We start from the raw sequence: 16689 nt of genomic DNA, 5'->3' as shown, positions 1-16689 counted from the left end.
CTCCGGAGTACACCACGCACGCCCGCAGGGGTCAATTGATGTCCGCTGTACGGTCGCTGAGGTCGGCCGGAGTGGTCTCCTCCGGCTCGTCGGAGCCGTCGGAGGGCGAGGACTCCACCGGACTGTCGGCTTCTCCGGAACGCTGCGGACCGGGCCCCGCCTGCGCCGACACCGGCGGGCCGCCGCGTGCCGCGTCCGCCGCCGTGTACAGCTCGGCCGGCCGCACCCCCTGGAACGCCGCGACCAGATGCCCGTCCGGCCGCACCAGCAGCACGGTGTGCGCCGACGCCCCCGGGTAGCCCTCCGTGACCAGCAGCTCGGCCCGTACCGGCAGCGCCGTCACCGCCGCCGCCAGCCGCGGCATCACTCCGGCGGTCATCCAGTGCCGCCGGTCCCACACACCGGTTCCCGGCGCGACCAGCACCACCAGCTGTCGCCCCCGCCCCAGCCGGTCCCGCAGCCGTACCGTGGCGCCGTCGGGCGCTGTCACCAGCACGTCGGCGACCGGCCCGCCCATCGGCGTACCGACCAGCGTCTGCGCCTCAGTGCCCGGGGGCGCGAGCGGGGAGCCCGTGTACGCCGGAGGCGCCCCCAGGGCACCGCGCCCCAGGTGCCCGTCCGTGAGCAGCGTGTCGTGCCCGCGCGCGGTGCCGGGCAGGTACGTCCGCAGCCCGCTGCCCCGCAGGATCGGCAGTGCCTGGTCGGCGGCGCGCAGGCGCGCGGCGACGGCCGTGCGCCGCTCGGCCTGGTAGCTGTCCAGCAGCGTCTGGGAAGCGCCCAGATGCCAGGCCTGCGCCAGCTTCCAGGCGAGGTTGTCGACGTCCCGCAGCCCCTCGTCGAGGTTCTGCGTCCCGAGTGCCCCCAGCAGATGGGCGGCGTCACCGGCGAGGAACGCCCGTCCCACCCGCCACTTGCGGGCCAGCCGGTGGTGCAGCGTGTAGACGCCGGTGTCGAGCAGTTCGTACGGAGGTGTCTCGCCGCACCACCCGGCCAGCGTGTCGCGCACGCGCGCCACCAGCGCCTCGGGCGTGACGAGCTCACCGCGCGCGGGCAGCAGCCAGTCGAGCCGCCACACCCCGTCCCGCAGCGGCCGGGCGGTCACTTCCTGCCCGCCGGTCCGCCACGGCGGCATGCGGTGCAGCAGCGCCTCACCCTCCCAGGGGAGTTCCGTGCGCAGCGCGGCGACGGCGTGGCGTTCGACCGCCGTACGGCCCGGGAAGCGGATGTCGAGGAGCTTGCGCACCGTGGACCGCGCCCCGTCGCACCCGACCAGGAAACTGCCCCGCCACCAGGTGGCCCCCGGCTCACGGGTGTGCGCGGTGACCCCGCTGTCGTCCTGTTCGACGGTGTCGAGGCGGCTGTGGGACTCGATCCGCACGAGTTCGTGCGCGGCGACGGTGTCCCGCAGCCCGCGCGTCAGGTCGTGCTGCGGCAGGTGCACGGGGGACGGCAGGTCGCCGTCGTCCCCGAAACGGACCTCCCTGACTTCCTGATGCCGCCGCATGGACCGCCATCCGGTCCAGCGCGTGCCTTCGTCACGGACCGTGGCGCAGCCGAGCCGCTCGGCCAGCTCGGCCGTGTCGGGCCGCAGGAGGGCTGTACGCGCCGTGCGGGGCTCGTCCTTGCCCGCCCCCTCGTCGAGTACGACGGAGGGCACCCCGTGGCCGGCGAGAGCCAGCGAGAGGGCCAGCCCGACGGGACCGGCCCCCACGACGATCACCGGGTCCACGGCGCGTTCCCTCCAGTCCGTACGGACATGCGGGAAGTGGCAGGTGGAACCCGGTGCACGATCACAGAACGTATGCAACCCACTGCGGGTGCTTGCGTCAAGTGACAGAGGCAGCGGCGCGGTGGCCGCTGCCTCACATTTCGTCAGTTCTGCTTGTCGGCAGGCCCTTCGGTACCTTCGGGCCCGCCCGGAGCCTGCGGTCCCACCGGTCCGGCGGCGGTCTCCAGGACACCGGGCGCCTCCAGCGGCTCACCGGCCGCGGCCGGCACGATGCCGGTCTTCGCCCGGCGCCCGCGCTTCTCGATCCACGTGGCGACCGAGGACAGCGCCAGACACATGGCGACGTAGATGGCGCCCACGACGATGACGACGGGGACGTACGGATTGTCGTCATTGACGATGATGTTGTTGGCCATCGTCCGGGCCGCGTACAGCAGCTCCGCGTACGTGATGATGTAGCCGAGCGAGGTGTCCTTCAGGGTCACCACGAGCTGGCTGATGATCGTCGGCATCATCGAGCGGACGGCCTGCGGGATCAGCAGCATCGTCATGACCTGCGACTTGCGCAGACCCAGTGCGTACGCCGCCTCCACCTGGCCCTTGGGTACGGCGTTGACGCCCGCCCGCAGGACCTCGGCCTGGACGCAGGCGTTGTAGACGGTCAGCCCGATGACCAGGGCCCAGTACGCGGAACTCTCGCCGATGAAGCCGAGGTTCTCCTTGTACGTGAGGAACAGGACCCACATGGCGTAGATGGTGATCAGGAGGGGCACGGCCCGGAACAGCTCGATGAACCCGGTCGCCACCGCGCTCACGGCACGGTGGTCGGAAAGCCGTGCCACCGCCAGCCCCACACCCAGGACGAGTGACAGCACGGCCGCCACCACGAAGACCTGCAGGGTGGAGAGGATGCCGTCGCGGATGTTCGCCCGGACGCCGGCGTTGTTGAAGATGTTCCACATCTCGGGGGCGAAGTGGCCCCGGTCCGCCAGCTGGAGGACCGCGTAGCCGATCAGCGCCAGGATCAGCAGGGAGCCGACCACGCTGTAGATGCGGTTGCGTACCAGGGCCTTGGGACCCGGGGCGTCGTACAGGACGCTCGAACTCATCGTGCGACCTCCAGGCGCCGCTCGAGCAGCCGGAAGAGACCGCTGATGGTGAACGTGATGACCAGGTAGGCGAGTGCCACCCAGAGGAAGATCGGGGCGATGGCGAAGCCCTTGTCGCTCAGGAGCTTCTGCACACCGAAGAGCTCGGTGACGCTGAACGCTCCCGCGATCGCCGAGTTCTTGGTGAGCGCGATGAAGATGCTGCTCAGGGGCGGGACCACGGTCCGCGTGGCCTGCGGAAGGACGATCAGGCGCAGCGTCTGGAAGAAGGTCATGCCCAGCGAGCGGGCGGCCTCGGCCTGGCCGAGCGGCACCGTGCTGACGCCGGACCGGACGGCCTCGCAGACGAACGCGGAGGTGTAGAAGCCGAGCGCCAGCAGGGCCTTCGTCCACGGGCTCATGCCGGTGCCGAAGACGGCCGGCACCACGAACCAGGCGACGAGGAACAGCAGCGTCAGCGGAGTGTTGCGGAAGAGCGTGACCCAGGCGGTGCCGAAGAACCGCAGGGGCGGTACGGGCGAGACACGGAAACCGGCCATCACGAGGCCCAGCACCATCGCGAGCAGCGCACTGGCGGCGGTGAGCAGCACGGTTCCTATGAAACCGTCACGGAACTCCGGCAAGTGGTCGAGCAATACATTCACGGGGAAGTCCTCGTGGGCGGCAGCAGCGGACGGGCAGGGGACACCGCGCCCCGTACGCTCCCCTCAAGCGCGTACGGGGCCCGGAAAGTCACCACCGAAGACAGACGGCGGTTGTCAGTAACGCTCGAGCGCCGGCGGCTCGGTGAACTCGGAGCCGGACAGGCCGAGCGTCGCGTCGTACGCCTTCTTGTAGTCGCCGTTCTTGATGTGCGCCTCGAGGGCGTCGCTGACCGCGTCGCGCAGCGCCTTGTCGCCCTTGCTCATGCCGATGCCGTACGGCTCCTTGGTGAACGGCTTGCCGAGCACCTTGAGCTTCGTCGGACGCTGGGCCGCGTAGCCCTTGAGGATCGCGTCGTCGGTGGTGACGGCGTCGACCTCGTTGTTGATGAGCTGCTGCACGCACTCGGAGTACTTCGAGAGCTCGACGGTCTCCGCGCCGTACTTCGGCTTCTTGATCTCCTGGAGCGGCGTGGAGCCGACGATCGAGCAGACCTTCTTGCCCTTGAGGGAGTCCGCTCCGGTGATCGCCTTCTCGTCCTTGCGGACCAGGAGGTCGGCTCCGGCCATGAAGTACGGACCGGCGAAGCCGACCTGCTTCTTGCGCTCGTCGTTGATCGTGTACGTGCCGACGTACAGGTCGATGTCGCCCTTCGAGATGGTCGTCTCGCGGACGCCGGAGTCGACCGTCTTGAAGGTGATCTGGTCGGCCGAGAAGCCGAGGTCGGCGGCGACCATCTTGGCGATCTCGATGTCGAAACCGGAACGCTTGCCGTCGGTGTCCTCGAAGCCGAGGTACGGCTGGTCGTTCTTGGCGCCGAAGGTGATCTTGCCGGCCTTCTGGGCCTTCTTCAGGGCCGGCGAGTCGATCTTGACGTCCTTGGCGACCGTGTACGTGGGAAGCTTGGGGGCTTCCTTGCCGCCGGTCGGGTCCTTCGGCTTGTCACCCGCGGTGCCGGACTCGCCACCACAGGCGGTCGCGGTCAGGGCGAGCACGGCAATGGCGACGGCGGCCGTCTTGCGGAGCTTCATCGTGAACATCCCTTGAGTCGTGGTCGTCATACGTCGTACGGCGTGCGTCGTACGACGTCGTTGGTCGTCGGTCGTCAGTGGTGAAGGATCTTCGACAGGAAGTCCTTGGCCCGGTCGCTGCGCGGGTTGCTGAAGAACTGGTCGGGCGTGGCCTGCTCGACGATCTTGCCGTCCGCCATGAAGACGACGCGGTTGGCGGCCGAGCGCGCGAAGCCCATCTCGTGGGTGACGACCACCATCGTCATTCCGTCGCGCGCCAGCTGCTGCATGGCCTCCAGGACCTCGTTGATCATCTCGGGGTCGAGCGCCGAAGTGGGCTCGTCGAAGAGCATGACCTTGGGGTCCATGGCCAACGCCCGCGCGATCGCGACACGTTGCTGCTGGCCACCGGAGAGCTGGGCCGGGTACTTGTCGGCCTGCGAGCCGACGCCCACGCGGTCGAGCAGCTCCCGGCCCTTCTTCTCGGCCGCGGCCTTGTCCGCCTTGCGGACCTTGATCTGGCCCAGCGTGACGTTCTCCAGCACCGTCTTGTGTGCGAAGAGGTTGAACGACTGGAAGACCATGCCGACATCGGCACGCAGCCGTGCGAGCTCCTTGCCCTCCTGGGGCAGCGGCTTGCCGTCGATGGCTATCGCGCCGGAGTCGATCGTCTCCAGGCGGTTGATGGTGCGGCACAGCGTGGACTTTCCGGACCCCGAGGGTCCGATGACGACCACGACCTCGCCACGGGCGATGGTCAGATCGATGTCCTGGAGCACATGCAGCGCGCCGAAGTGCTTGTTGACGTTGCTCAGCACGACCAGGTCGTCGGCTGCGGGGGCAGCGTCATCGGCGGCCTTGGTCACTGAAACTCCGCTCATCGGCTTCTTGCTCCGTCCTCCTCGGTTGGGGAGGACCCTAGCCAGCCGTTACGACCAGCGTCATCACATCTGAGCGGAAATTGAGCATAACGATACGGCTTCGAGCGGACACGCCGCGTGAACAGGATTCGGGCCGGTGTACCGGCTCCGTAACGGAACATGCCCGTAACGGGAAGTCCCTTGACTGGAACGTGACCCATCGGCGTTTATGCCCTGAGGCGTATTGCGCCGGACCTGTTCACTGAGATTTCACCGGAGGGGGAGGTGCCATGAGGCTGCTGCTCGTCGAGGACGACGACCACGTCGCCGCCGCCCTCTCCGCCATCCTCGTCCGCCACGGCTTCCAGGTCGTCCACGCCCGCAGTGGCGAGGAGGCGATCCAGGCGCTCCTGCCGGCCGAGAAGGAGCCCTTCGGTGTCGTCCTGCTCGACCTCGGACTGCCCGACCAGGACGGCTACGAGGTGTGCGGCAAGATCCGCAAGCGCGGCAACACCCCGGTGATCATGGTGACCGCGCGCTCCGACGTGCGCTCGCGCATCCACGGCCTCAACCTCGGCGCCGACGACTACGTCGTCAAGCCGTACGACACCGGCGAACTGCTCGCCCGTATCCACGCCGTCGCCCGGCGCAAGGCCACCGGCGACCCGTCGCCCGCCCCCGGCGACGACGCCGCGCTGCGGCTGGGCGGCGTACGCATCGAGCTGCCCACCCGCCGCGTGAGCGTCGCCGGCGTCGAAGTGCAGCTGACCCGCAAGGAGTTCGACCTGCTCGCGCTCCTCGCGCAGCGGCCCGGCGTGGTCTTCCGCCGCGAGCAGATCATCAGCGAGGTCTGGCGTACGAGCTGGGAGGGCACCGGGCGCACCCTGGAGGTGCACGTGGCCTCCCTGCGCTCCAAGCTGCGGATGCCCGCGCTCATCGAGACCGTGCGCGGGGTCGGCTACCGGCTCGTCGCACCGGCCGCGTCGGTACAGGCCCCGTAACCCCACGTGCGCACCCGCCTCCTCCCGCTCCTCATCGTCCTGCTCGCGGGCATCCTGCTCGCGCTGGGCTTCCCCCTCGCGGTGAGCGTCGCAGCGGCACAGCAGCAGCGAGTGGTCGTCGACCGGATCGACGACACGGCGCGTTTCGCGGCGCTCGCCCAGTTCGTCACCGAACGCACGGAGAGCGGCCAGGACGAACGCCGCAGGACGCTGGAGGCCGAACTCGCCAGCTACTACGCCGTGTACGGGATCAAGGCGGGCGTCTTCTACCGCGACAAGTGGGCGATGGCGAGCGCGCCGGAGGGCTGGGCCGTTCCCGAGAGCGGCGAGGGCCTCGACGCCTTCGAGGAAGCGCTCTACAAGCGCCGCAGTCACGACCCGCCCCAGGTGTGGCCGTGGCAGGAGGGCCGTCTCGTGGTCGCCTCCCCGGTCGTACGGGACGGCGACGTGGTCGCGGTCGTCGTCACCGATTCGCCGACCGGACCGATGCGCTCACGGATCCTGCAGGGCTGGCTGGTCATCGCGGCGGGCGAGTTCGCGGCGATGCTGGTGGCGGTGGGCGCCGCGTTCCGGCTGACCGGGTGGGTGCTCAGGCCCGTACGTGTCCTGGACGCGGTCACGCACGACATCGCGACGGGTCTGATGAACTCGCGGGTGGCGGTGGCCGGCGGTCCGCCCGAACTCAGGCGGCTCGCCCGCTCGTTCAACGAGATGGCGGACAACGTCGAGGAAGTGCTGGAGCAGCAGCGCGCCTTCGTCGCCGACGCCTCCCACCAACTGCGCAACCCCCTTGCGGCCCTTCTGCTGCGGATCGAGCTCCTCTCGCTCGAACTGCCCGAGGGCAACGAGGAGATCGCCTCCGTGCGGACCGAGGGCAAGCGCCTCGCCCAGGTCCTCGACAGCCTCCTCGGCCTGGCGCTGGCCGAGCAGGCCACCACGCACCTCCAGCTCATCGACATCGGCGACCTGGTCACCGAGCGGGTCGCCGCCTGGCGCCCCCTGGCGGACGACAAGGGCGTGCACCTCACCCGGGAGGGCCCGGCGGCCGTCACCGCCTGGGGCGACCCGGTGGCGCTCTCCAGCGCCCTGGACGCGGTGGTCGACAACGCCCTGAAGTTCACGCCGGGCGGAGAGGACGTCACGGTCGAGGTCGTGCCGAACGGCGAGACCTGCACGATCACGGTCGCCGACGGCGGCCCGGGCCTGACCGACGACGAACTGGAACGCGTCGGTGACCGGTTCTGGCGCAGCAACCGCCATCAGAACGTCAGCGGCTCGGGCCTCGGCCTGTCCATCTCGCGCGCCCTGCTCCTGCCGGGCGGCGGCACCATGTCGTACGCCCGCAACGAGCCCCGGGGACTGCGCGTGACCCTCAGGGTCCCGCGCACCGGCCCTACGGCTTGACCGACCGGTAGTAGCGCTGCGCGCCCTCGTGCAGCTCCAGCGGATCGGTGTAGATGGCGGTCCGCAGATCCACCAGCTGCGCCGCGTGCACCTGCTTGCCGATGCTGTCCCGGCTCCCTATCACCGTACGGGTGAGCCCTTCGGTCAGCCGCGCGTCCACGGTGTCCGTCGTCACGAGCAGGTTGGCCACCGCCACCGTCGGCACGGCCTTCCCGTCCTGCGCCTCCCGGTACGCGTCGGCGGGCATCACGGCGGACCGGTAGTAGCGGGAGGGGCCGGGCTCGGCGTGCAGCTCGTCGACCAGATCACCCAGGGGCACGAGCCGGATGTCGAAGCGCTTCGAGAGGTCCCTGACCGCGGCCGTGGGCAGGCCGCCGGACCAGAAGAAGGCGTCGATCGTGCCGTTCTCCAGGCGCTGGGGCATGGTGTCGATGCCGATGGACACCGGAGTGATGTCCTGCTCGGGATCGAGCCCCGCGGCCTCGAGCAGCTGGTTCGACACCAGTCGTACACCCGAGCCGTCCTGGCCGACCGCCACCCGCTTGTTCCGGAGATCGGCCGCGGAGCGCACCGTGGAACGCTTCGGCACGACGAGCTGCACGTAGTCGTCGTACAGCCGGGCGCAACCACGCAGCCGGTACCCCTCGGGCAGACCGTCGCGGAAGTACTGCGCCACCGCGTCGGCCGTGGCGATCGTGAAATCGGCCTCCCCGTTCACCAGACGCGCCAGGTTCTGCCGGGAGCCCTCGCTGGACCGCAGCTCCATGGCGACGTCGGGGAGGTCGCGGGCGACCTCCTTGTCCAGGAGCTCGCCGTAGCGCTGGTAGACGCCGGTGGTCACGCCCGTACTGAACGTGACCTTCCCGCGCGGTGGGGCCTCCCCGATCGGCAGGAGCCACCACAGCAGCAGTCCGGTCACCACGAGTGCGGCGACGGACCCCTGGAGGGCGCGGCGGCGGCTGAAGCGGGGGAGGGCGTGGAGCATGCGCGCGATCCTGCCAGTTCACTCCCCTCGGAGACCAGGGGGTGCCGGGGCCCGTACCCTGGTGTACGAGATGAGCGAGAAGACATACGAGGTGCGCACTTACGGGTGCCAGATGAACGTCCACGACTCCGAACGGCTCTCGGGCCTCCTGGAGGGCGCGGGATACGTGCGTGCGCCGGAGGGCGCCGACGGGGACGCCGACGTCGTCGTCTTCAACACCTGCGCGGTGCGGGAGAACGCCGACAACAAGCTGTACGGCAACCTCGGCAGGCTCGCCCCCATGAAGACCAAGCGGCCGGGCATGCAGATCGCCGTCGGCGGCTGCCTCGCGCAGAAGGACCGCGACACCATCGTCAAGAAGGCCCCCTGGGTCGACGTGGTCTTCGGCACGCACAACATCGGCAAGCTGCCGGTGCTGCTGGAGCGCGCCCGCGTCCAGGAAGAGGCGCAGGTCGAGATCGCGGAGTCGCTGGAGGCGTTCCCGAGCACGCTGCCGACCCGGCGCGAGAGCGCGTACGCCGCCTGGGTGTCCATCTCCGTCGGGTGCAACAACACCTGCACCTTCTGCATCGTCCCGGCGCTGCGCGGCAAGGAGAAGGACCGCAGGACCGGCGACATCCTCGCCGAGATCGAGGCACTGGTCGCCGAGGGCGTCTCCGAGATCACCCTGCTCGGCCAGAACGTCAACGCGTACGGCTCCGACATCGGCGACCGCGAGGCGTTCTCCAAGCTGCTGCGCGCATGCGGCACGATCGAGGGCCTGGAGCGCGTGCGGTTCACCTCGCCGCACCCGCGCGACTTCACGGACGACGTGATCGCCGCGATGGCCGAGACGCCGAACGTCATGCCGCAGCTGCACATGCCGCTCCAGTCCGGTTCGGACACCGTCCTCAAGGCGATGCGCCGCTCGTACCGCCAGGAGCGCTTCCTCGGCATCATCGAGAAGGTGCGCGCCGCCATGCCGCACGCCGCCATCTCCACCGACATCATCGTGGGCTTCCCCGGCGAGACGGAGGAGGACTTCGAGCAGACCATGCACACGGTCCGCGAGGCGCGCTTCGCGCAGGCCTTCACCTTCCAGTACTCCAAGCGCCCCGGTACGCCGGCCGCCACCATGGAGAACCAGATCCCCAAGGAGGTCGTCCAGGAGCGGTACGTGCGCCTGGTCGCCCTGCAGGAGGAGATCTCCTGGGAGGAGAACAAGAAGCAGGTCGGCCGCACCGTGGACGTCATGGTCGCCGAGGGCGAGGGCCGCAAGGACGGCGCCACGCACCGCCTCTCCGGACGCGCCCCCGACAATCGCCTCGTCCACTTCACGAAGCCGGACCAGGACGTGCGTCCCGGCGACGTCGTGACGGTCGAGATCACGTACGCCGCGCCGCACCACCTGCTGGCCGAGGGCCCCTCCAAGGCTGTACGCCGCACCCGCGCGGGCGATGCCTGGGAGCAGCGCACCGCGCAGCCGCAGCAGGGCGCCGGTGTGCTCCTGGGGCTGCCGAAGATCGGCGTACCGGAGCCGCTTCCGGCAGTCACGGGCGGCTGCTCCGTCCAGTAACGGCCACCCGCGCCACGGGTGTCGCCCGGCAACGGCCCCGGAGTCCGATTCCGCCGGGGTACTAGGCTGCCGGGCATGCTTGTCGCCGCCGCCGTGTGCCCCTGTCCGCCGCTCCTGGTCCCCGAGGTCGCCTCGGGGGCCGCACCGGAACTCGCCGCCGCGCGGGACGCGTGCGCGGACGCGGTGGGCGTACTCGCGGCCTCCCGTCCCGACCTGCTCGTCGTGGTCGGTTCCGCGGAACAGGAAGGCACGGCGACGTACCCCCAGGGCGCCAGGGGGAGCTTCGAGGGCTTCGGTGCGGATTTCGCGACGTTCCTCGGAACGGACGCGACGCCCCGACCGGGCGTCCCGGGAAGCGCCGCAGAACGCGAGCTTCCCCCGTCGCTCGCCGTGGGGGCCTGGCTGCTCTCGCGCGCGCGGTGGGCCGACGCCCGTGTCGAGGGCCTGCGCGTCGGGGAACAGCTGGCCGGTGAGCAGTGCGCGCGGGAGGGCGGAAAGCTCGCCGCACGGGCGGAGCGCGTCGCCCTCCTCGTACTCGGCGACGGCAGCGCCTGCCGGACGCTCAAGGCGCCCGGCTACCTGGACGAACGGGCCGAGGGGTTCGACGCCGCCGCGGCGCGGGCCCTGGGCGCGGCCGACACGGCCGCTCTGGCGGCCCTGGACGGCCGTCTGGCGTACGAACTCAAGGCAGCGGGGCGAGCGCCCTGGCAGGTCCTCGCGGGCGCCGCCGAGGGCGCCGGCCTCGGCGGCCGGCTGCTGTACGAGGACGCCCCCTACGGCGTCGGCTACTTCGTCGCGGTCTGGTCCTGAGGCGACCGGCCCAGCCCTCACGCGCACGCACGGGGACGGCCGTGGAGCGGGAAGCGCTCCACGGCCGTCCACCGTCGCCGCTGATCAGAAGGCCGGGCGTCAGACCGCCGGAGGGGGAGGCGGCGGCGTGGTGCCGGTGCCTCCGGTTCCGCCGGGCCCGTCGTCCTTGTGCGCGATGCGATCCAGGGCATGCTTGGCCTTGCCCGTGCCCGACTCGATCCGACTGCTGTACTTGCCCTTGGTCTTGCTGTCGACCGCCTTGGCGGCCTTGTTCAGACCCTGCTCGATCTTGCCCTCGTGCTGCTGCGCGAGGTCCGAGACCTTGTCCTTCGCAGGAGCAAGCTTGGCCTTCAACGAATCCAGGAAGCCCATGGAACACCTTCGCTTCTTCGGGGGACTACTGACGGGCGCTCTCTCCGGCCCCATTGTCCGCCGCTTCGTCCGCGGACTGCTGCTTGGGGATCTCCACGTTGTCCGCGCCGGCGTCGGAAGCCTCGGCGGCCTTCTGGGCCCCGCCTTCCGGCTCCTCCGCGGCGGTCTCCTCCGGAGTGTCGGCCGTCCCGGTGGCGGCCTTCGCCTCCTCGGTTGACGCCTCAGCGGCTCCCTTGGACTTGCGGCTAAACCGTGCAAAAACGCCCATATCTGCTCCATACCTTACTCGTGTGGGCGAAATCCCGCGCCCGACCGGAGCGTCTCCTCGCACCGCCCGGGGGCGCCGGTCCGTAAACCGGCGGCCGGAACCTCGCAACAGGCAACGAACCCGGCCGCGTGCCGTCACGTAACTCGTTCGGGGAGGGGGCGTGGGGTTTGCGAGACTGTGCGAGTGAGAACTGCAGCTCCCGCACCGCGGGTCATCGCCGTTGTCGGCCCCACGGCAGCCGGAAAGTCCGATCTGGGCGTCGCCCTCGCCCGGCATTTCGGCGGGGAAGTCGTCAACGCCGACTCCATGCAGCTCTACCGGGGGATGGACATCGGCACCGCCAAGCTGACGCCCGAGGAGCGCGGCGGCATCCCGCACCACCTCCTCGACATCTGGGACGTGACCGAGGCGGCGAGCGTCGCGGAGTACCAGCGGCTCGCCCGCGCGGAGATCGACCGGCTGCTCGCCGAGGGCCGTACGCCCGTCCTCGTCGGCGGCTCCGGGCTGTACGTGCGCGGCGCCATCGACGCGCTCGAGTTCCCCGGCACGGACCCGGCCGTACGGGCCCGCCTGGAGGAGGAACTGGAACTACGGGGCCCCGGCGCCCTGCACGCCCGGCTCGCCGCCGCCGACCCCGACGCGGGGCGCGCGATCCTGCCGAGCAACGGCCGGCGCATCGTCCGCGCCCTCGAAGTGATCGAAATCACCGGGAAGCCGTTCACGGCCAATCTGCCCGGTCCCGACTCCGTCTACGACACCGTCCAGATCGGCGTCGACGTGGCCCGCCCGGAGCTGGACGAGCGCATCGCCGTACGGGTCGACCGGATGTGGGCAGCGGGCCTTGTGGACGAGGTGCGCGCCCTGGAGGCGCGGGGGCTCAGGGAGGGGCGCACGGCGGCCCGCGCCCTGGGGTACCAGCAGGTGCTGGCCGCGCTGGCGGGGGAGTGCACCGAGGAAGAGGCGCGCGCCGAGACCGTGCGCGCCACCAAACGCTTCGCGCGCCGCCAGGACTCCTGGTTCCGCCGGGACCCCCGGGTGCACTGGCTGAGCGGCGCGGCCGACGACCGGGCGGAACTCCCGCGTCGGGCTCTGGCGTTGGTCGAACGAGCGGTCACAGCCTGATCACGTGATGGCATCGGGACGCTCCGCCCGTCATTCCGGTGCCCGGACGCGTGCCATCATCAAGCTTCGATCGACCAGTGAGTCCAAGTTGGGAGGGCGCGTGGCGATGGAAGCCGGCCCTCGTGACACAACGCAGGACGAACCGGACCGATTGAGCCCCGACGGGCCCGACGAGCAGGACGGGGGGCCCGGGAGTGTCGCGGGCCCCGAGGTCGAGGTCGAGCTGCGCCCGCAGCCACGCCTGCGGATCTGGCAGCTCGCGCCGATCGTGGGGCTCGCCGCCATGGGTTCCCTGATGTTCGCCTTCCCCCTGGCCTTCGAGTTCGGCGACGGCGGAGCGGTCGTCGCCATGCTGGGACTGCTGATCAGCTGCTGCGCCGCCGGCTGGGGCATGATGGCCGCCCGCCGCGTGGGACACACCTGGCCCGGCCTGCCGTCCAGGGAGTCGGGCAAGCGCTCCGACTGGCGGATGATCGCGCTCTACGTCGTCGTGGGCGCCGGCCTCGTCGCCCTCGCCGTCTGGCGCGTGGCCCGCCTCCGCTGACCGGCTGTCGTACCCGGCCCGTACGATTGACGCCGTGAGCACCTCGCAGACCGCCTTCCTCAAGGGGCACGGGACCGAGAACGACTTCGTGATCGTCCCGGACCCGGACAACGCCGTCGACCTGCCCGCCTCCCTCGTCGCGAGACTCTGCGACCGCAGGGCCGGGATCGGCGGCGACGGCGTGCTGCACGTCGTACGGTCCGCCGCGCATCCCGACGCCCGGTCGATGGCCGACGCGGCCGAATGGTTCATGGACTACCGCAACGCGGACGGTTCGATCGCCGAGATGTGCGGCAACGGCGTGCGCGTCTTCGCCCGCTACCTCCAGCACGCCGGCCTCGTCGGCGAGGGCGACCTGGCCGTCGCCACGCGCGGCGGCGTCAAGCAGGTGCACATCGCCAAGGCCGGAGCCGCCGGCGACGCCGGCGACATCACCGTCTCCATGGGCCGGGCCGTCCTGCCCGAGGGCGACGTGACGGTCTCGGTGGGCGCCCGTGAATGGCCCGCCCGCAACGTGAGCATGGGCAACCCGCACGCCGTCGCCTTCGTCGACGACCTGGACCACGCCGGCGACCTGTTCACCGCCCCGCCCTTCAGCCCCGCCGCCGCGTACCCCGACGGCGTCAACGTCGAGTTCGTCGTCGACCGCGGCCCGCGCCACGTCGCCATGCGCGTGCACGAGCGCGGTTCGGGCGAGACCCGCTCCTGCGGCACGGGAGCCTGCGCCGTGGCCGTCGCCGCGGCCCGCAGGGACGGCGCCGACCCCGCCGTCACCGGCGAGCCCGTGGCGTACGCCGTGGACCTCCCCGGCGGCCGTCTGGTGATCACCGAGCGGCCCGACGGCGCCGTCGAGATGACCGGGCCCGCGGTGATCGTCGCCGAGGGAGTCCTCGACGCCGACTGGCTGGCCGGGCACTCGTAGGCACCGGCCCCACGGCCGTACGACCAGCGGGAAACGGGCACCATCCCCAGCTTCGCTCGAATGGGTGATCCGGTTCACGCAGAGCGAGAGCGGGACTGCGGGGCGTGGTGGGCTCGGTAGCATCAAGCACCGGCCGGGACGCGGGTCCACCCGTCCACCGCCGGTCGACGCTGCCGGAGGTGCCCATGAGTGCAGAGGCCGCCAATCCAGGCGCCACCAGTCGCAGGCGTGGCCGCACCAGGCTCGATCTCCGCAGGATCGGCCGGGTCGCCCTGCTCGGTCCCACGTCGCGCGACCGGCTGCCCGACGCGATCGGCCACGTCGCGGACGCCCACCGCGCCCACCATCCCGACGCGGACCTGAGCATCCTGCACAGGGCGTACGTACTGGCCGAGTCGTCGCACCGCGGGCAGATGCGCAAGAGCGGCGAGCCGTACATCACGCATCCGCTGGCCGTGACGCTGATCCTCGCCGAACTCGGCGCCGAGACCACCACGTTGACGGCGGCGCTGCTGCACGACACCGTCGAGGACACCGACGTGACGCTCGACCAGGTCCGGTCGGAGTTCGGCGAAGAGGTCTGCTTCCTCGTCGACGGCGTGACCAAGCTGGAGAAGGTCGACTACGGCGCGGCCGCCGAGCCCGAGACGTTCCGCAAGATGCTCGTCGCCACCGGAAACGACGTGCGGGTCATGTCGATCAAGCTCGCCGACCGGCTGCACAACATGCGCACCCTCACCGTGATGCGCCCCGAGAAGCAGGCCCGGATCGCCCGCGTCACCCGCGACGTGCTGATCCCGCTCGCCGAACGGCTCGGCGTACAGGCCCTCAAGACCGAGCTGGAGGACCTGGTCTTCGCGATCCTCCACCCCGAGGAGTACGAGCGCACCCGCGCGCTCATCGCGGCGGACGCCGGCACGGGCGATCCCCTGAACGTCATCGCCGAAGAGGTCAGGAGGGTGCTGCGGGACGCGGGCCTGTCCGCCGAAGTCCTGGTCCGGCAGCGCCACTTCGTCTCCGTCCACCGGGTCAGGCTGAAACGCGGCGAACTGCGCGGCACGGACTTCGGACGGCTCCTGGTCCTCGTCGCGGAGGATGCCGACTGCTACGGCGTACTCGGCGAACTGCACACCTGCTTCACGCCGGTCGTCTCCGAGTTCAAGGACTTCATCGCGGCGCCCAAGTTCAACCTCTACCAGTCGCTGCACACGGCCGTCGTCAGCCCGGACGGCGAGGTGGCCGAAATCCTCATCCGTACGCACCAGATGCACAAGGTGGCGGAGGCGGGCGTCGTCGCCCTGGGCAACCCGTACGCACCGACCGACGACGCCGAGACGGCCGACGACGGGGTGCGCGCCGACCCCACCCGGCCCGGCTGGCTCTCGCGGCTGCTGGAGTGGCAGCAGTCCACGCCCGACCCCGACACCTTCTGGACGTCCCTGCGCGCGGACCTCGCCGAGGACCGTGAAATCACCGTCTTCCGCCCGGGCGGCGGCACGCTGGGGCTGCCGGCCGGCGCCAGCTGTGTGGACGCCGCGTACGCGCAGTACGGCGAAGCGGCGCACCGGTGCATCGGCGCACGGGTCAACGGCCGCCTGGCGACGCTCAGTACGGTGCTGAGCGACGGTGACACGGTGCAGCCCCTCCTCGCCCTCGACATCGGCTCCGGCCCCCTGCCCGAGTGGCTCGACCACGCCCGCACGCCCGCGGCGCGCATCGCCATCACCGGCTGGCTCTCCGCCCATCCGCAGACCGAGGTGCCCGCCCCGGCGGGAGCCACCGGCCGGCCGCCGGGGCCCAGGCCCCAGGAGAGCGCGGACGGCCGGGCCCCCGGCGTCGGCACGCTGGTGCGCCGGATCGCCGGCAACGCCGTCGTGGACCTGCCGGACGCGACCGTACGGCTCGCCGGCTGCTGTACGCCCGTACCGCCCGACGCCGTCACGGGCTTCGCGGTGCGCGGCGGCGCGGTCACCGTGCACCGCGAGGAGTGCCCCGCCGTGGGGCGGATGCGGGCGCGCGGGAGAGAGCCGGTGAGCGTGCGCTGGCTGAACACCGGCGGCTGCCGGGTCACGCTGGTCGCCGAGTCGTTCGGCCGCCCGCGGCTCCTCGCGGACCTGACGGAGGCCATCGCCACCGCGGGCGCGGCGGTCGTCTCGGCCACCGTCGAACCGCCGAGCGAGCAGCGCGTACGGCACACGTACACGCTCCGGCTCCCCGACGCCGCGCAGCTGCCCGCGCTGATGCGCGCGATGCGCGCGGTGCCCGGCGTGTACGACGTGAGCCGCGCCCAGCGCCCCGCCACCGCCTGACGGAACCCGTGCCGCCGGGCGGGCGTGGCCGCGCCCGGCACGGCCGG

Annotated in this window: 16 protein-coding genes; 8 read left to right on the top strand and 8 right to left on the bottom strand. The window is 71.2% G+C overall.

All coding sequences use genetic code 11. The features are described from left to right. Nucleotides 1-31 precede the first annotated feature (31 nt). The 5 genes from IE185_RS21970 to IE185_RS21950 all read right to left on the bottom strand — a co-directional run bounded on the left by IE185_RS21970 (nt 32) and on the right by IE185_RS21950 (nt 5371). On the bottom strand, nt 32-1729 hold the full coding sequence (locus IE185_RS21970; protein WP_189715788.1) for an FAD-dependent monooxygenase: 1698 nt from the start codon (nt 1727-1729) through the stop codon (nt 32-34). A 143-nt stretch (nt 1730-1872) separates the two neighbouring features. Beyond that, nucleotides 1873-2838 (bottom strand): amino acid ABC transporter permease, encoded by a 966-nt coding sequence (locus IE185_RS21965; protein ID WP_138895853.1) that lies wholly within the window; start codon nt 2836-2838, stop codon nt 1873-1875. Then, a complete protein-coding gene (locus IE185_RS21960; protein WP_138895852.1) occupies nt 2835-3482 on the bottom strand; it encodes an amino acid ABC transporter permease in 648 nt (215 codons plus the stop codon). Before IE185_RS21960 ends, IE185_RS21965 begins: the two co-directional genes overlap by 4 nt. 114 nt (nt 3483-3596) lie before the next feature. Then, nucleotides 3597-4511 (bottom strand): glutamate ABC transporter substrate-binding protein, encoded by a 915-nt coding sequence (locus IE185_RS21955; protein WP_138895855.1) that lies wholly within the window; start codon nt 4509-4511, stop codon nt 3597-3599. Between the two features lie 74 nt (nt 4512-4585). Then, complete coding sequence (locus IE185_RS21950) at nt 4586-5371, bottom strand: amino acid ABC transporter ATP-binding protein (RefSeq protein ID WP_138895851.1); 786 nt, start codon at nt 5369-5371, stop codon at nt 4586-4588. Between the two features lie 269 nt (nt 5372-5640). Between IE185_RS21950 and IE185_RS21945 the strand changes: the two genes are divergently transcribed. Together IE185_RS21945 and IE185_RS21940 are read left to right on the top strand one after the other, a co-directional pair. Next, the gene (locus tag IE185_RS21945) at nt 5641-6351 is read left to right on the top strand and encodes a response regulator transcription factor (protein WP_138895850.1); all 711 of its coding nucleotides are present in this window, start codon (nt 5641-5643) and stop codon (nt 6349-6351) included. Nucleotides 6352-6357: 6 nt separating this feature from the next. Then, nucleotides 6358-7755 carry a sensor histidine kinase gene (locus IE185_RS21940; RefSeq protein WP_138895849.1) on the top strand — a complete coding sequence of 466 codons (1398 nt, stop codon included), beginning with the start codon at nt 6358-6360 and terminating at the stop codon, nt 7753-7755. On the opposite strand, the gene IE185_RS21935 is transcribed toward IE185_RS21940, so the two are convergent. Next, nucleotides 7745-8740 (bottom strand): TAXI family TRAP transporter solute-binding subunit, encoded by a 996-nt coding sequence (locus IE185_RS21935; RefSeq protein ID WP_138895848.1) that lies wholly within the window; start codon nt 8738-8740, stop codon nt 7745-7747. The genes IE185_RS21940 and IE185_RS21935 overlap by 11 nt on opposite strands. Nucleotides 8741-8810: 70 nt before the next feature. Here IE185_RS21935 and miaB point away from each other — a divergent pair, with 70 nt between their 5' ends. Next, entirely contained in the window at nt 8811-10295 is a 1485-nt protein-coding gene (gene miaB, locus IE185_RS21930) for a tRNA (N6-isopentenyl adenosine(37)-C2)-methylthiotransferase MiaB (RefSeq protein WP_138895847.1), read from the top strand. A 75-nt stretch (nt 10296-10370) separates the two neighbouring features. Then, on the top strand, nt 10371-11105 hold the full coding sequence (locus IE185_RS21925; protein WP_138895846.1) for a class III extradiol dioxygenase subunit B-like domain-containing protein: 735 nt from the start codon (nt 10371-10373) through the stop codon (nt 11103-11105). Nucleotides 11106-11204: 99 nt separating this feature from the next. Here the strand turns inward: IE185_RS21925 and IE185_RS21920 are convergent, their stop codons facing one another. Next, on the bottom strand, nt 11205-11477 hold the full coding sequence (locus IE185_RS21920) for an antitoxin (protein ID WP_138895845.1): 273 nt from the start codon (nt 11475-11477) through the stop codon (nt 11205-11207). 25 nt (nt 11478-11502) lie between these two features. After that, complete coding sequence (locus tag IE185_RS21915) at nt 11503-11745, bottom strand: hypothetical protein (protein ID WP_138895844.1); 243 nt, start codon at nt 11743-11745, stop codon at nt 11503-11505. Between the two features lie 183 nt (nt 11746-11928). Here IE185_RS21915 and miaA point away from each other — a divergent pair, with 183 nt between their 5' ends. The 4 genes from miaA to IE185_RS21895 all read left to right on the top strand — a co-directional run bounded on the left by miaA (nt 11929) and on the right by IE185_RS21895 (nt 16642). After that, the gene (gene miaA, locus IE185_RS21910; RefSeq protein ID WP_138895843.1) at nt 11929-12867 is read left to right on the top strand and encodes a tRNA (adenosine(37)-N6)-dimethylallyltransferase MiaA; all 939 of its coding nucleotides are present in this window, start codon (nt 11929-11931) and stop codon (nt 12865-12867) included. 106 nt (nt 12868-12973) lie between these two features. Next, nucleotides 12974-13411, top strand: coding sequence for a hypothetical protein (locus IE185_RS21905; protein WP_138895854.1), 438 nt, complete (start codon nt 12974-12976; stop codon nt 13409-13411). A 34-nt stretch (nt 13412-13445) separates the two neighbouring features. Further along, the gene (gene dapF, locus IE185_RS21900) at nt 13446-14333 is read left to right on the top strand and encodes a diaminopimelate epimerase (protein ID WP_138905842.1); all 888 of its coding nucleotides are present in this window, start codon (nt 13446-13448) and stop codon (nt 14331-14333) included. A 185-nt stretch (nt 14334-14518) separates the two neighbouring features. Then, a complete protein-coding gene (locus tag IE185_RS21895) occupies nt 14519-16642 on the top strand; it encodes a RelA/SpoT family protein (RefSeq protein WP_138896400.1) in 2124 nt (707 codons plus the stop codon). The last annotated feature ends 47 nt before the right edge of the window (nt 16643-16689 follow it).

This window comes from Streptomyces chryseus (genome assembly GCF_014650755.1).
Classification (GTDB): Bacteria; Actinomycetota; Actinomycetes; order Streptomycetales; family Streptomycetaceae; genus Streptomyces; species Streptomyces chryseus.
The sequence above is the reverse complement of the archived record's forward strand: the minus strand, read 5'-3'. Positions and strand labels throughout refer to the sequence as shown.

Excerpts from the sequence above, each read along its gene's own strand:
- IE185_RS21935 (WP_138895848.1), bottom strand. The coding sequence starts at position 8,740 with ATGCTCCACGCCCTCCCCCGCTTCAGCCGCCGCCGCGCCCTCCAGGGG.
- IE185_RS21905 (WP_138895854.1), top strand. The coding sequence starts at position 12,974 with ATGGAAGCCGGCCCTCGTGACACAACGCAGGACGAACCGGACCGATTG.
- IE185_RS21895 (WP_138896400.1), top strand. The coding sequence starts at position 14,519 with ATGAGTGCAGAGGCCGCCAATCCAGGCGCCACCAGTCGCAGGCGTGGC.
- IE185_RS21955 (WP_138895855.1), bottom strand. The coding sequence starts at position 4,511 with ATGAAGCTCCGCAAGACGGCCGCCGTCGCCATTGCCGTGCTCGCCCTG.
- IE185_RS21965 (WP_138895853.1), bottom strand. The coding sequence starts at position 2,838 with ATGAGTTCGAGCGTCCTGTACGACGCCCCGGGTCCCAAGGCCCTGGTA.
- IE185_RS21950 (WP_138895851.1), bottom strand. The coding sequence starts at position 5,371 with ATGAGCGGAGTTTCAGTGACCAAGGCCGCCGATGACGCTGCCCCCGCA.
- miaB (WP_138895847.1), top strand. The coding sequence starts at position 8,811 with ATGAGCGAGAAGACATACGAGGTGCGCACTTACGGGTGCCAGATGAAC.
- IE185_RS21920 (WP_138895845.1), bottom strand. The coding sequence starts at position 11,477 with ATGGGCTTCCTGGATTCGTTGAAGGCCAAGCTTGCTCCTGCGAAGGAC.
- IE185_RS21915 (WP_138895844.1), bottom strand. The coding sequence starts at position 11,745 with ATGGGCGTTTTTGCACGGTTTAGCCGCAAGTCCAAGGGAGCCGCTGAG.
- IE185_RS21945 (WP_138895850.1), top strand. The coding sequence starts at position 5,641 with ATGAGGCTGCTGCTCGTCGAGGACGACGACCACGTCGCCGCCGCCCTC.
- IE185_RS21925 (WP_138895846.1), top strand. The coding sequence starts at position 10,371 with ATGCTTGTCGCCGCCGCCGTGTGCCCCTGTCCGCCGCTCCTGGTCCCC.